This window comes from Actinomycetota bacterium (assembly GCA_035697485.1).
Classification (GTDB): Bacteria; Actinomycetota; UBA4738; order UBA4738; family HRBIN12; genus JAOUEA01.
Map to the genome: position 1 here is coordinate 69118 of DASSCU010000020.1, position 13991 is coordinate 83108.

At 70.3% G+C, this 13991-nt stretch carries 14 protein-coding genes and 2 rRNA genes; 6 read left to right on the top strand and 10 right to left on the bottom strand.

The annotated features are described in order from the left end of the window. Positions 1-11: 11 nt before the first annotated feature. From recN to VFI59_06015, 5 genes are all read right to left on the bottom strand, one after another. A complete protein-coding gene (recN, locus tag VFI59_05995) occupies positions 12-1679 on the bottom strand; it encodes a DNA repair protein RecN (GenBank protein HET6713244.1) in 1668 nt (555 codons plus the stop codon). Positions 1680-1688: 9 nt separating this feature from the next. Continuing rightward, on the bottom strand, positions 1689-2564 hold the full coding sequence (locus tag VFI59_06000) for an NAD(+)/NADH kinase (protein ID HET6713245.1): 876 nt from the start codon (positions 2562-2564) through the stop codon (positions 1689-1691). Beyond that, a complete protein-coding gene (locus tag VFI59_06005) occupies positions 2561-3355 on the bottom strand; it encodes a TlyA family RNA methyltransferase (protein HET6713246.1) in 795 nt (264 codons plus the stop codon). The genes VFI59_06000 and VFI59_06005 overlap by 4 nt, the downstream gene beginning before the upstream one ends. A gap of 16 nt (positions 3356-3371) precedes the next feature. Further along, positions 3372-3791, bottom strand: a complete 420-nt coding sequence (locus VFI59_06010) for a hypothetical protein (protein HET6713247.1) — start codon at positions 3789-3791, stop codon at positions 3372-3374. Positions 3792-3877: 86 nt separating this feature from the next. Beyond that, positions 3878-4660: an HAD-IIA family hydrolase gene (locus VFI59_06015; GenBank protein HET6713248.1), complete on the bottom strand. Its 783-nt coding sequence runs from the start codon at positions 4658-4660 to the stop codon at positions 3878-3880. Positions 4661-4721: 61 nt separating this feature from the next. On the opposite strand from VFI59_06015, the gene VFI59_06020 reads away from it, so the two are divergent. Beyond that, complete coding sequence (locus VFI59_06020; GenBank protein ID HET6713249.1) at positions 4722-5972, top strand: DUF1015 domain-containing protein; 1251 nt, start codon at positions 4722-4724, stop codon at positions 5970-5972. On the opposite strand, the gene VFI59_06025 is transcribed toward VFI59_06020, so the two are convergent. Both VFI59_06025 and VFI59_06030 read right to left on the bottom strand, forming a co-directional pair. Next, positions 5896-6258: a single-stranded DNA-binding protein gene (locus VFI59_06025; protein HET6713250.1), complete on the bottom strand. Its 363-nt coding sequence runs from the start codon at positions 6256-6258 to the stop codon at positions 5896-5898. The genes VFI59_06020 and VFI59_06025 overlap by 77 nt on opposite strands. A gap of 135 nt (positions 6259-6393) precedes the next feature. After that, on the bottom strand, positions 6394-6978 hold the full coding sequence (locus VFI59_06030) for a hypothetical protein (protein HET6713251.1): 585 nt from the start codon (positions 6976-6978) through the stop codon (positions 6394-6396). A gap of 728 nt (positions 6979-7706) precedes the next feature. Between VFI59_06030 and VFI59_06035 the strand changes: the two genes are divergently transcribed. The 5 genes from VFI59_06035 to VFI59_06055 all read left to right on the top strand — a co-directional run bounded on the left by VFI59_06035 (position 7707) and on the right by VFI59_06055 (position 12584). Further along, positions 7707-8675 carry an MBL fold metallo-hydrolase gene (locus VFI59_06035; protein HET6713252.1) on the top strand — a complete coding sequence of 323 codons (969 nt, stop codon included), beginning with the start codon at positions 7707-7709 and terminating at the stop codon, positions 8673-8675. Positions 8676-8817: 142 nt separating this feature from the next. Beyond that, a complete protein-coding gene (locus VFI59_06040) occupies positions 8818-9267 on the top strand; it encodes a helix-turn-helix transcriptional regulator (GenBank protein ID HET6713253.1) in 450 nt (149 codons plus the stop codon). Between the two features lie 5 nt (positions 9268-9272). After that, positions 9273-9683, top strand: a complete 411-nt coding sequence (locus VFI59_06045) for a VOC family protein (GenBank protein ID HET6713254.1) — start codon at positions 9273-9275, stop codon at positions 9681-9683. A gap of 24 nt (positions 9684-9707) precedes the next feature. Beyond that, positions 9708-10187 carry a DUF1801 domain-containing protein gene (locus tag VFI59_06050; protein HET6713255.1) on the top strand — a complete coding sequence of 160 codons (480 nt, stop codon included), beginning with the start codon at positions 9708-9710 and terminating at the stop codon, positions 10185-10187. Positions 10188-10190: 3 nt separating this feature from the next. Continuing rightward, on the top strand, positions 10191-12584 hold the full coding sequence (locus VFI59_06055; protein ID HET6713256.1) for an excinuclease ABC subunit UvrA: 2394 nt from the start codon (positions 10191-10193) through the stop codon (positions 12582-12584). Between the two features lies 1 nt (position 12585). On the opposite strand, the gene VFI59_06060 is transcribed toward VFI59_06055, so the two are convergent. The 3 genes from VFI59_06060 to VFI59_06070 form a co-directional block, all read right to left on the bottom strand. Beyond that, positions 12586-13275, bottom strand: a complete 690-nt coding sequence (locus VFI59_06060; protein ID HET6713257.1) for a tetratricopeptide repeat protein — start codon at positions 13273-13275, stop codon at positions 12586-12588. 76 nt (positions 13276-13351) lie between these two features. Next, positions 13352-13468, bottom strand: a 5S ribosomal RNA gene (gene rrf, locus VFI59_06065). Between the two features lie 99 nt (positions 13469-13567). After that, a 23S ribosomal RNA gene (locus VFI59_06070) occupies positions 13568-13991 on the bottom strand; the annotation flags it as partial.

Below are 13991 nucleotides of genomic sequence, written 5' to 3' on the forward strand. Positions count from 1 at the left end.
CGCGGACCGTGCTACGCGGTCGCCTTCACCTTCTCGGCTTCTGACAGCAGCTCCTCGGCATGGGAGACCGCGCTGGCGCTCTCGTCGAGCCCGGCCAGCATCCTCGACAGCTCGCGCACCCGTTCGCCGCCATCGAGCAGCTCGACCGCCGCGGTCCCATGCTCCTTCGTCACCCGGACGTGGCGGTCGGCGAAGCACGCGATCTGCGGCAGGTGCGTGACGACGAGCACCTGGCGGTCGCGGGCGAGCCGGGCGAGCCGCCGTCCGACGGCGAGACCCGCGCGGCCACCGATGCCGGCATCGACCTCGTCGAACACCAGGGTCGGCACGTCGTCGAGGTCGGCGAGCACGCTGCGACACGCCAGCATCGTGCGCGACAGCTCGCCGCCCGAGGCGCCCTTGGCCAGCGGCATCGGCGACACCTCCGGGCCGCCGGCGAACAGGAGCTCGACGCGCTCGGCCCCCGTCGGACCGGGCTTCGCCGAGGGCTCGAGGGCCACGTCCACGACGGCGCCGGGCATGCCCAGCTCCTCGAGCTCGCGTCGGATCGCGGCGGACAGCCGCCGGGACGCCCCGGCCCTTCCCGACGTCACGATCGCAGCGTGCGCCGTCAGACGCTCGTCCAGCGCTGCCGCCGCCTGCTCGAGTTCCACGATCCTCTCGTCGGCGCCCGCGAGCTCGGCGAGCCGGGCCGATGCCTCGCTCATGAACGCCACGACGTCGGCATCGGTCTCGCCATACTTGCGCTGCAGCGCCTTCAACGCGCCGACGCGTTCACGCACCTGCTGCAGACGCTGCGGGTCGGGCGCGAGCGACTCCCGATAGGAACGCACGTCACGGGCCAGCTCGGCGACCTCGATCGCCATGGTCGCGCTCCTGGAGGCGAGCTCGCCCGCCGTCGCGTCGAGCGAGCCGGCATCGTCGAGCGCCCGCGCGGTCACGCCGAGCGCGTCGGCCGCGCCGTCATCACCGCCGAGCGCCGCCTCGGCCGTACCGGCCGCCTCGAGCAGGCGCTCGACGTGGCCGAGCCGCGCCTCCTCGGCGGCCAGCCGCTCGGACTCCTCGGCCTGAGGCGAGACCGCCTCGATCTCGCGGACCTGATAGGCGAGGAGATCGAGCTCACGCTCGCGATCGCGCGCCGCCACCTGGAGCCGCTCCAGGGCGACCGTCGTCGCCCGCAACGCCTCGAACGCCTCGCGATAGGCGACGACCGCGTCGAGGTGCTCGTCGCCGGCGAACCGATCGAGGAACGCGGTCTGCACGGCGGGCTCGAGGAGCCGCTGGGACTGATGCTGGCCGTGCACCTCGACCAGCGAGGCGCCGAGCGTGGTCAGTGCGGAGGCCGTCGCGATCTGCCCGCCGATGCGTGCGGTCCCCTTGCCCTCGACCGGCACCGCACGTGCCAGCAGCACGTCGCCGTCCTCGGCCCAGTCCTCGAGCGAGGACGTCGCATCGGGCGACGCGGCGGTCACGTCGAACAACGCCTGCACCCGCGCGGCGCTCGCGCCCTCGCGGACGAGCGAGGAGGACGCTCGAGCGCCGAGCGCGAGGGAGAGACCGACCGTGATCATCGTCTTGCCTGCCCCCGTCTCCCCGGTCAGGACGTTCAGGCCCGGGTGCAGCGGCAGGTCGAGGTCGTCGATGACCCCCAGCCCCGAGATGTGGAGCTCGCGAAGCACGCGCGCATCCTAGCCCCCCGCGCCGACATCGTCGGCGTCGGGCTCGCCGGGACGCTCGCCCTCCTCTCCCGGCAACCCGAACTTCTCCCTCACGAGCGAGAGGAACTCCGGCGCGGCCTCGCGACGCACCAGGTGGGCGGCGCGCCCAGACGCGCGGATCCGCACGATCGAGCCCACCGGCAGCTCGATGCTCCGGCGACCGTCGGCCGAGAGCACCCCGCTCTCCTCGCCCATCACCTCGAGCTGCACCTGGCTCGCCGCGCTCAGCACGAACGAACGGTCGAAGACCATGTGGGCGGCGATCGGCGTGAGCACGAGTGAATCCACACTCGGGCTCACGATCGGCCCCCTCGCCGAGAACGAGTACGCGGTTGAGCCGGTCGGGGTGGCCACGATCACCCCGTCGGCCGAGAACGTCGTCACGTAGACCCCGTCGACCTGCACGGCCAGCCGCACGAGCCGATGCCGCGCGTGCTTCTCGACCATGACCTCGTTCAAACCCCACTGCGGGGGGAAGTCGGCGCCCGAGACCGGCTCGACGGTGAGCGCGAGCCGCTCCTCCACCCGGGCCCGCCCGTCCAGCACGGCTCGGACCAGCGGCAGGGCGTCGGCGGGCTCGACCTCGGTGAGGAACCCCATGCGCCCCACCTTGACCCCGAGCACCGGACAGCCGATATGCGAGGCAGCGTACGCCGCCCGCAGGAACGTTCCGTCGCCTCCGACGCTCACCACCAGGTCGAACGCCTCGCCGACCTGCGGCGAGTCGCCTTCGTCGGCGAGCAGCACCGTCGTGCCGCCCTCACGCTCGATCGCCTCGCGGAGCGTCCGAGCCGCCACGATCGCGGCTTGCCGTTTCGGGTGCATCACGACCCCGACCCGGCTCATGCCGCCACCTTCCGCCCTTCGGCGACGGCGGCCTCGACGTCGATCGTGGCCGGCGGCGAGCCGCGTCGGGCGAAGAGCAGGAACTCCACGTTGCCGGCGGGGCCCCGCACCGGCGAGGCCATCACCCCCAGCGGCGCGAATCCGGCGTCGGCGGCCATTCCTGCCACCGCCGACAGCACCCGCGTCCACACGTCGGGGTCGCGGACGACGCCGCCGCTCCCCACGTCGGCCGGTCCGGCCTCGAACTGAGGCTTGACCAGGAACACGGCCCGAGCGTCGTCGGCGGCGACCCCGCTCAGTGCCGGGAGGACCGATCGCAAGGAGATGAACGAGAGATCGGCGACCACGAGCTGCGGGCGGTAGGGCAACGCGTCGACCGTGAGTCCGCGCGCGTTCGTGCGCTCGAGCACCGTTACGCGGTCGTCCTCACGGAGGCGCCAATCGAGCTGCCCATAGCCCACGTCGACGGCGACCACGTGCCGGGCGCCCGCCCGGAGCAGGCAGTCGGTGAACCCGCCCGTCGAGGCGCCGGCGTCCAGACAGTCGAGCCCTGTGGGATCGACTCGGAACCGCGTCAGCGCCGCCGTCAGCTTGTCGCCGCCTCGGGAGACGAAGCGACGGGCGGGGCCAGCCAGCTCGACCGGGACGTCGTCGGCCACGAGCGTCGACGTCTTCGTCGCCCTCGACCCGGCGACCAGCACGAGCCCCGACCGCACGGCCTCCTGGGCCTCCGCCCGCGAGGTGACCAGGCCGCGACGGACGAGCTCCGTGTCGAGGCGACGTCGGGTCACCGTCGTCGCATCCGGGTCAGGCGTCGGATGCGGGCGGCGTGGCCGTGACCGTCGTGGGTGCGACGGTCTTCGCCGAGGTCGCCTTCCGGGTGGTGCGTTTCTTCGTCGACGTCGACTTCCTGCTCTTGGCCCTGCCCGAGGCGGTCATGCCTGCGGCGCGCTCGAGATCGCGCACGCGCTTCTTCAACGCATCGAGCTCGGCCTGCGACGCCACGCCTCCGACCGCCTTGAGCTGCTCGGAGACCTCCCGCTGCATGAAGGCCGAGATGCGTTCACGGTTCGAATGCGACCATTCGAGGAGATCGGCGGTCGTCTTGGCGACCTGTTCCTTCGCGGCGCCCGGCTCCAGCATGTCCTTGGCGAGTTGCTGCGCCTTGGAGGGGGTCAGCGTGCCGAGCAGTCCTTCCACGGTCCTGCGGAGGTCGTCGATGAACATCGGGAGGTCCTTTCGCGATCGTCGTTGTTGCTCGCCAGCATACCGGGGGTGCGGGCTGCCTCCCGCCGCGCGCGCCACGCCGAAGCTCACGAGCCCTCGGCGAACAGACCTCGCAGGTCGTCGGCGACGTAGGTCGGACGCACGGGCGACCCCTCCAGATCACGAGCCCCGCTGATGCCGGTGAGCACGAGGAGCGAATCCCACCCGAGGCCGGCCGCGCCGGCGATGTCGGTGTCGAGGCGGTCGCCGATCAGGAGCGGCCGGCCGCCGCCGGCGCGTGCGTGGGCAGCGAGTAGCAGGGGCGCGTACGGCTTGCCGATCACCTCTCCCCGCACCCCGGTCGTGGTCTCGATCGCGGCGAGCAGCGCCCCCGCACCCGGCCACTTCGTCCCATCGGCGGCCGGGAACGAGGCGTCGGGGTTCGTCGCCACGAGCCGGGCACCGCGCTGGACCAGGACCGAGGCGACGCGCAGCTTCGTGTAATCGGCGTTGCGGTCCCACCCGACCACCACGGCGTCGACGGTATCCGGTTCCCCCGTGGCCACCTCGACACCGGCCTCCGACAGCGCGTCGACCACGCCGACCTCGCCGACGACGAACGCCCGGCCGATCCCTCGCTCGGCGAGCACCGCAGCCGTCGTCAGGGCCGACGTCTCGACCTCGCCGGCGTCGGCGTCGACCCCCACCGAACGCAGTCGCTCTGCTACCCGCTCGGGGGTACGACCGGAGTTGTTCGTGACGAACGCGATGCCCTTGCCGAGCGACCGCAGGCGGGTGAGCGACTCGGCCGCACCCGGCACAGGATCCGCCCCTCGATAGAGCACCCCGTCGAGGTCGAACAGGAACGCCTCATACGCGTCGGCGATCATCGATCGGGTCCGATGCCCAAGCCGCCGTCGTCGGGCGACACCTGCCTGCTATACAAGGTGCGTGCCTCGCCTCTCTTCGTTCCTCGGGCTCGTGTTCGATGCCGAGGTCGCCGGTCCCCTCGCCCGCGTCACGGCCCCGCCGTACGACGTTATCAGCGACCGTCGGCGCCTGGAGTACCTGCGCGCCAGCCCGTTCAGCGTGGTCCACCTCGACCTGGCGGAAGGCTCCGATGACCCCGCCGACCCGGGCAGCCGTTACTCGAGGGCGGCGCACCTGCTCACCGACTGGGAGCGGCGCGGAGCGCTCCGGCGCTCGCGCGAGCCTTGCTACTACGCCTACGAGATGACCACCCCGCCCGAGGCGCCGCACGCCGCGCTCGCGGAACGCACGATCCGCGGTCTGATCTGCGCGATGACGCTCGAGGACTGGGGCGGCACCGTGCTGCCGCACGAGCACGTGTCGCAGGGCCCCGTGCAGGACCGCCTCGCGCTGTTGCGGGCCACGCGAACCCATCTCTCGCCCGTGTACGGCACGATCGATGGGCCCGACGACCGGCTCGACGCGGCCGTGCGCGACCCGCGGGCCACTCAACGGTCATCGGAGGCGATCGACGAGCAGGGAGTGCGCCACCGCATGTGGCCGGTGCCGGCCGACGATGTGGATCTCGCTCACCTGACCGACGAGCACCTGTTGATCGCCGACGGACACCATCGGTACACGACCGCCCTGCACTACCGGGACGAACGACGCCTCCACGACGGCCCGGGACCGTGGGACGCCGTGCTGACGCTCGTGGTCGACGCCGCCGCGGAGCATCTGCCCGTGCTGCCGTTCCATCGCGAGCAGCTGGCGGGAGTACCGCCCGATGAGAGCGGTGACGAGGCGCCGGGGCTCGACGCCACCCTCGCCGTCCTCGACGACGACGAGCGGACGATCGGCGTCGGCACGATCGATGCGGACGGCGCCGTCACGTACCGGGTCCGGCGGCTCGACGGCCCGCCGCCGACCGTGGATGCCCTGCACCGGGAGGTGCTCGACGGGACGCATCCGGCGGGGCCCCTCCGGTACGTGCCCGACGCACACGAGGCCGACGCCGCCCTTCGTCGTGGGGACGCGATAGCCGTCTACCTTCTGCCCCCCACCACCCCCGGTCGCATCCGGGCTGTGGTGGAGCGGGGCGAGCGACTACCCCAGAAGTCGACCTACTTCTGGCCGAAGCCCCGCACGGGCATGGTCATGATGCCGCTTGATCGGGCTGCCGGCCCGACGGCGGATCCGGTGGACCAGGATCGGGCGGATCGAGCTTCTTGATGCCGCTCGCGACCACCTCCGTGAGGCTGCGAGCCCCGGCGCCGCTCCGGTAGAACCGTCGGACGAGCTGGCCGTGCACGAGCACGCGATCGCCCTTGGCGATCTCGCCCAGCGCTCGAGCGCCGACCGTGGCGTGCCACGCCGCGATCGGCAGCGGCAGGAGGCGCTTGCCGGTCTCCGGAACGGAGAGCCTGAGCTCGGTCACTTCGTCGCCCGACGGCATGCGGCGCTGAACCGGATCGGCGGAGATCGTGCCCGCGAGCACGACGACGTTGACGGTGACCATGCGTCCTCCACTTCCTGCGGCGTCTCGCGACTGACCGCGCCTCAGGGGGAGGTCACGTCACGGGGAACCCTAGCGACAGCCTCCGACATCGGAGAGACCGAGGTCACAGGCTTCGGTTCGACCGGCCCGGCTCGGTCAGAGATCGCTGCACTGATCTTCCTTGTCCCCTTGGACGCGGTTGTTCCCGCCTGTCGGTGGTGGCGAATTGGACTTGCACTGCAGGTTCCCGTCGATGACGTTGCCTACGATCCGGACCCCGCCCTCATTGGAGAAGGCCTGGAGGTCGGCGTCGATCCTGTTGCGAACCGCGGCCTGGCGGCCTTCGTTCTGCTTGGTCTGCAGGTTGCCGCCGATGACCGCCCTGCGGACGATGCCTCGGCCGCCCGACTCGAGCTGGATGTCTCCCCCGATCCGCGATCTCGCGATCCTTCCGTCCGATCGTCGAGGCGTGACGAGCACCGAACGGTGATCCTGCGTCTGGAGGTTGCCGCCGATGCCGACGCCGCGTGCGACGAGCGTGCCCCGTCGCTCGACCTCGACGTTGTCGTCGATGCGGGTGCCGAGGAGCGTGCAGCTCGCGCCGCTCGGCACGATCACGTTGCCGTCGATATGGACCGAGCCGATCGTTCCCCGGCAGATGCGATCGTCGGCCCACGCAGGACCGACCTGGACCATGAGGGCCGTGATCAGGGCGAAGATCGCGAGGAGCGAGCGCTTCATGAGAGGGCCTCCATCGGATCCGGGGGGTAGGGACCGGTCGGTTCCGACGATAGGCATCGCTGAGTCGCCGAGTCAATGCGACGGCGTCAAGCTTCCGTCTCCGAACGGCGGGCCGGACCGACGGTTGCCTGCGTCCGCTGAATGGTCCGTGTCCAGGGGCCCGCTGTGAAGGATGGCAGTTGGGTCGGCGGTCCTCGATCACGGTCGTGCCGTGGCCACTCTCAGGCTCGTCACCATGCGTGGGGGCGTGATAGGCCACTAGCCGACCGGACGCTTCAGCAGGACGACCGGCCACGCGACCAGATCACCCTTCTTGAGGGACAGACCCACCGCTTCCCAGCCCTGAGAGCCGAGCTCCATTCAGGCGGCTCGGGGCCAGATCAGCCCCCTTCTTGAGCCCCCCGACTTCATCCAAAGGAACGACCAAGTACTCCCACTTCGTGAGTGTGGAGATCATCGTCAACTCCCTTCCATCACCGCCGCACGTCATCGTGACACCGGCGAAGAGGAACCCGATGCGGCGAAGGACTCCTCGATCGTGGGCTGGTCACCGTCCGCGGAAGCGGCGATCCGGCGGCACCACCGAGTCACGCCGCGACGACGGCGTTGCCCGTTCCCCCTCCCGGTTCGCGGGGGGTGTGATGGAGACCGGCGCACGGTCCCTTCGGTCGGGATCGGGACTCGGGGCCTCGGAAAGCCGGCTGCGCCGTGTGCGAGACTTCCGCTGCGTGACCGACGAACCTCGACACCCGGTGCTCACCGACGTCGCCGATGGCGTCACGATGATCGACACGCTGATGACCGGGGAGCCCGAGTTCAACGCCGTGTTCGTGCTCCACGGCAACCAGCCGGCCCTCGTGGAGACGGGCCCGGGCGCGGACGTGCCGCTCGTGCTGGAGGCGCTCGAACGACTCGGCCTCGGGCCCGACGACCTCGCCCACATCGTCGTGACGCACATCCATCTCGATCACGCGGGCGGGGCCGGGGCGCTCGCGGCGCGCTTTTCTCGAGCGACGGTCTGGGCGCACGAGCGGGGTGCGCCGCACCTCGCGGACCCGACGCGTCTGATCGCGAGCACGGCACGAACCTACGGCGATGAGAGGATGCACGCGTTCTTCGGGGTGACGATCCCGGTTCCCCCCGGACGGCTGCGAAGCGTGGACGACGGGGACGTGATCGCGCTCGGCGAGCGTTCCCTCGACGTGGTGCACACGCCGGGACACGCCTCGCACCACGTGGCCCTGCTCGATCGTCGGAGCGGCGCCATGTTCACCGGAGAGGCGATCGGATCGCATCTGCCCTGGGGTCCCGCTTTCCGGCCGGCGCTGCCCCCGCCCGAGGTCGACGTCGAGGCCGGGCTCGCGAGCATCGAGCGCATCCGGTCGCATCGGGCCACCGCGCTGCTCACGTCCCATTTCGGCCCGGTCCCCGATGCCGAGGCGGCGTGCGATGCGGCGGCCGAGCGGATCGCGTCGTGGTCAGCCGCGGTTCGCCGCTTGCTCGAGCGGGACCACGAGGCCGACACCGCCGCAGTGGCCGACGAGCTCCGTGCCCTCGCAGCGATCGAGTTCCAGGCCGAGGCCGGCCGGCCGATCGATCTGCAGCGGTACGACGCGATCGGATCGATCGCTATGAACGCGGCCGGACTCTCGCGCTACTGGCGCACGCGATGGAAACGCGAGGCACAGGCCGGATGAGCCGTTCGGTCCGTCGACCGCGGCGTCCTGCAGGCCCGAACAGGCCGAGGACGGGATCGGAGCTCACCGCGGAGCGGACCCGGAGTGGGTGGGACGCGAGCGGCGCCAGACAACTCGGGTGCGACGTGGCACGATAGCGCAGGTGACCAGCAGACCCGCCGCGGCGCAACGCCTGAGCGACCTCGCGCGGCTGCGTCGCGTCCGCGACCGGATCGACCGGGAATACGCGCAGCCGTTGGACGTCGAGGCGCTCGCCCTCGGCGCGCACATGTCGGCCGGACACCTCAGCCGCGAGTTCCGGCGCGCCTACGGCGAGCCGCCGTACGCATATCTGATGACGCGACGTATCGAGCGCGCGATGGCGCTGCTGCGGCGCGGCGACCTCAGCGTCACCGAGGTCTGCTTCGCGGTCGGCTGCTCGTCGCTGGGAACCTTCAGCACTCGATTCACCGAGCTGGTCGGCGTGCCGCCCAGCGTCTATCGGCGTGAGGCGGCGCGCGCGACGGCGGGGATGCCGGCCTGCGTGTCGAAACAGGTGACCAGACCGGTCAGGAATCGAGAAGCATCGGCTTCCGAGCCGCACGTAGCCTGACCGACATGGACATCACCATCCACTCGAGCTTCCTGCCGCACGACGACCCGGACGCCTCACTGGGCTTCTACCGGGACACCCTCGGCTTCGAGGTCCGCATGGACGTCGGCTACGAGGGGATGCGCTGGATCACGGTGGGCCCCGCCGACCAGCCCGACACGTCCATCGTCCTGTACCCGCCGGCCGCCACCCCCGGCATCACCGACGACGAGCGCCGCACCATCGCCGAGATGATGGCCAAAGGCACCTACGCCTCGCTCCTGCTGGCCACCCCCGATCTCGACGGCGTCTTCGAGCGGGTGCAGGCCGGCGACGCCGAGGTCGTCCAGGAGCCGACCGACCAGCCCTACGGCGTCCGCGACTGCGCGTTCCGCGATCCCGCGGGCAATCTGGTCCGCATCCAAGAGCTGCGCTGAACCGTCCCGAGGAGGTGCTGCCACATGGCTGAGAGGAAGCCCGCGAAGAAGGGCACGCAGAGGTCCGCCAAGCGCGCCACGGCGACCGGGAAGCCATCCACGGGATTCACGGACGAAGAACGGGCCGCGATGAAGGAGCGCGCCCAAGAGCTGAAGGCGGAAGCACGCAAGGCGGACGGGGAAAGTGCCCTGCTGGCGAAGGTCGCCGAGATGCAGGGATCGGATCGCGCCATGGCTGAGCGGCTCCATGCGATCGTCACGGCCAACGCGCCGACCCTCTCCCCGAAGACCTGGTACGGGATGCCCGCCTATGCGAAGGAGGGCAAGATCGTCTGCTTCTTCCAGAGCGCGGAGAAGTTCAACGCGAGGTACGCGACGTTCGGCTTCAGCGACGAGGCGAAGCTCGACCAAGGCGCCATGTGGCCGACCTCCTGGGCGCTCACGAAGTTGACCGCCGCCGAGGAGAAGAAGATCGTCGCGCTGCTGAAGAAGGCGGTGAGCTGAGCTCTGAGCAGGGCTGCGAGGAAGGACACGCGGTCGCCTGCGCTGCGCGTTGCCGACGGCCACGATCTGATCCGCGTGCAGGGCGCGCGCGTGAACAACCTCGATGACGTCAGCGTCGAGATCCCGAAACGCCGGCTGACCGTGTTCACGGGCGTCTCCGGTTCGGGCAAGAGCTCGCTGGTGTTCGGCACGATCGCCGCGGAGTCGCAGCGGCTGATCAACGAGACCTACAGCGCCTTCGTGCAGGGCTTCATGCCGACGCTGTCGCGGCCGGAGGTGGACGTCCTGGATGGCCTGACGACAGCGATCATCGTGGACCAGGAGCGGATGGGCTCCAACCCCCGTTCCACCGTCGGCACCGCCACCGACGCCAACGCGATGCTGCGCATCCTCTTCAGCAGGCTCGGGAAGCCGCGCATCGGCCCCCCCAACGCGTACTCGTTCAACGTCCCCTCGGTGAAGGCCAGCGGTGCGATCACCGTCGAGCGCGGCGCCGGCAAGACGAAGACCGAGAGGGCGACCTTCACCCGTCTCGGCGGCATGTGTCCGCGCTGTGAGGGCATGGGCTCGGTCACCGACTTCGACCTGTCTGCGCTCTACGACGAGAGCCTGTCCCTCAACGAGGGCGCGCTCACGATCCCCGGCTACAGCATGGACGGCTGGTACGGCCGCATCTTCCGCGGCTGCGGCTTCTTCGACCCGGACAAGCCGATCCGCAAGTACACCAAGAGAGAACTGCACGACCTGCTCCACAGGGAGCCGACCAAGATCCTGGTCGACGGGATCAACCTGACGTACGAGGGCCTGATCCCGAGGATCCAGAAGTCGATGCTGTCCAAGGACGTCGATGCGCTGCAGCCGCACATCCGCGCCTTCGTGGGGCGGGCGGTGACGTTCACGACCTGTCCCGAGTGCGACGGCACCCGCCTCAGCAAGGAGGCCCGGTCGTCGAAGATCGAGGGGAAGCACATCGCCGACGTCTGCTCGATGCAGATCAGCGACCTGGCCGACTGGCTCCGGGGTCTCGACGAGCCGTCGGTGGCCCCGCTGCTCACCGGGCTGCAACACCTCCTCGACTCGTTCGCGGAGATCGGGTTGGGATATCTCTCGCTCGACCGGCCGTCTGGCACCCTGTCCGGCGGCGAGGCACAGCGCACCAAGATGATCCGCCACCTCGGCTCGTCGCTCACCGACGTCACCTACGTCTTCGACGAGCCCACGATCGGCCTGCACCCCCATGACATCCGGCGGATGAACGACCTGCTGCTGCAGCTGCGCGACAAGGGCAACACGGTGCTCGTCGTGGAGCACAAGCCGGAGGCGATCGCGATCGCCGACCACGTCGTCGACCTCGGCCCCGGTGCCGCGGCGGAGGGCGGCACCGTCTGCTTCGAGGGCACCGTGGAGGGGCTGCGCGGCAGCGACACCACCACTGGCAGACATCTCGACGACCGGGCGACCCTCAAGGGATCGGTGCGTCCGTCTTCCGGCGTGCTGGAGATCCGCAGCGCGTCGACGCACAACCTCCGAGACGTGGACGTCGACATCCCCCTCGGGGTGCTCTGCGTGGTCACGGGCGTCGCCGGCTCCGGTAAGAGCTCACTCATCCAGGGCTCGGTCTCCGGCCACGACGGCGTGGTGGTGATCGACCAAGGCGCGATCCGTGGTTCGCGACGGAGCAACCCGGCGACGTACACCGGGCTGCTCGACCCCATCCGCAAGGCGTTCGCGAAGGCCAGCGGCGTGAAGCCGGCCCTGTTCAGCTCCAACTCCGAGGGCGCCTGCCCCACCTGCAACGGCGCCGGCGTCATCTACACCGACCTGGGCGTCATGGCCACCGTCGAATCCACCTGCGAGGAGTGCGAGGGAAAGCGGTTCCAAGCGTCGGTGCTGGAGTACACGCTGGGCGGCCGGAACATCGCCGAAGTGCTCGCGATGGCGGTGACCGAGGCTGAGGGGTTCTTCGACGACGGCGCGGCACGCACACCCGCCGCCCGCAAGATCCTCGACCGGCTCGCCGACGTCGGGCTCGGCTACCTCTCGTTGGGGCAGCCGCTGACCACGCTGTCAGGCGGCGAGCGGCAGCGGCTCAAGCTGGCCGCCCAGATGGCCGAGAAGGGCGACGTCTACGCCCTCGACGAGCCGACCAGCGGCCTCCACCTCGCCGACGTCGAGCAACTCCTCGGCCTGCTCGACCGGCTCGTCGACTCCGGCAAGTCGGTCATCGTCATCTCACACCACCAGGCGGTCATGGCGCACGGCGACTGGATCATCGACCTCGGCCCCGGCGCCGGTCACGACGGCGGCCGGATCGTCTTCGAGGGCACACCCGCCGACCTCGTCGCGGCCCGCTCCACGCTCACCGGCGAGCACCTCGCTGCCTACGCCGGCACCTGACCTACTCGAGCTCGGCGAGGCGTTCGGCGGCGTCGAACGCGGAGGGGTCGTGTCGCATGATCTTCCGGAACTCGGCGGATGCCTCGTCCTTCCGTCCCGCCTTCGCCAGGATGTCTCCCCGCACGTACCACAGTCGCAACGTGTACGGCTCGGAGACCGCCTCGCGGGTCTTGGCCCTGCCGAGGAACGCCAGGGCCTCCGCGAACCGCCCCTGATCGGCGAGGGCCGACGCTGCCACGACCACGGCCTCGGCCTTCGCCTCGTTGGGAACCTTCGCCCGCAGCTCCTCTTCGGCGAGCGGCACCGCATCCTGCGGCTTGCCCAATGCCCGTAGGCAGTCGGCGATCACGTGGTTCTGGTCCGCGCGTCCGCTGAATCGTCGGTACGCCTTCAACTCCGTCAGGGCCTCCTGCCACCGCCCCTGGCCGTAGAGCGCGAGGCCGAGAACCTCCCGGATCGCCGCCGAGCGCGGCGACAGCTGCTTCGCCTTCGCCGCCTCGGCCGCCGCCGCTCCCGAGTCGCCCCGGTCGAGCAGATCGACGGCCCGCGACAGACGCGACACGGCATCGCGGAGCTGGGTGGGCTTCGTGACCCGCTGGAGCTCGTCCATCACGTCGCGCGGGAGATCGGAACGGTGCGCCGACCGGGCACGGTGGTGACCACCGGAACGGGGGGTGAGGGCTTTGGGCATCGACCTCCTAGGCTAGCCGCCGCGCGCGACGGGCGGACACGGAACGAGCCGCCTGCAGGCGGCTCGTTCGAAGATGTCCCGGCGGCGACCTACTCTCCCACCAAGTCGCCCTGGCAGTACCATCGGCGCTGGAGGGCTTCACTTCCGGGTTCGGGATGGGACCGGGTGTTTCCCCTCCGCTATGGCCACCGAAACGGTGGTTCCCCTGGGTCCGCGAACGGATCATAGGAGAGATCTCTGAGGGTGCGTCCCTCGAGCAGAGCTCGAAGAACCGCGATAGCGAGCGCGAGCGAAAGTCAAGCCCTCGGCCTATTAGTACCGGTCAGCTCCACACGTTGCCGTGCTTCCACTTCCGGCCTATCAACCTGGTGGTCTGCCAGGGGCCTTACCCGGTTGACCCGGTGAGAGATCTCATCTCGAGGCCGGCTTCGCACTTAGATGCTTTCAGCGCTTATCCATCCCGAACGTGGCCAACCAGCCGTGCCGCTGGCGCGACAACTGGCACACCAGAGGTTCGTCCACCCCGGTCCTCTCGTACTAGGGGTAGCTCCTCTCAGATCTCTTACGCCCACAGCGGATAGGGACCGAACTGTCTCACGACGTTCTAAACCCAGCTCGCGTGCCTCTTTAACGGGCGAACAGCCCGACCCTTGGGACCTGCTCCAGCCCCAGGATGAGACGAGCCGACATCGAGGTGCCAAACCCTGCCGTCGATA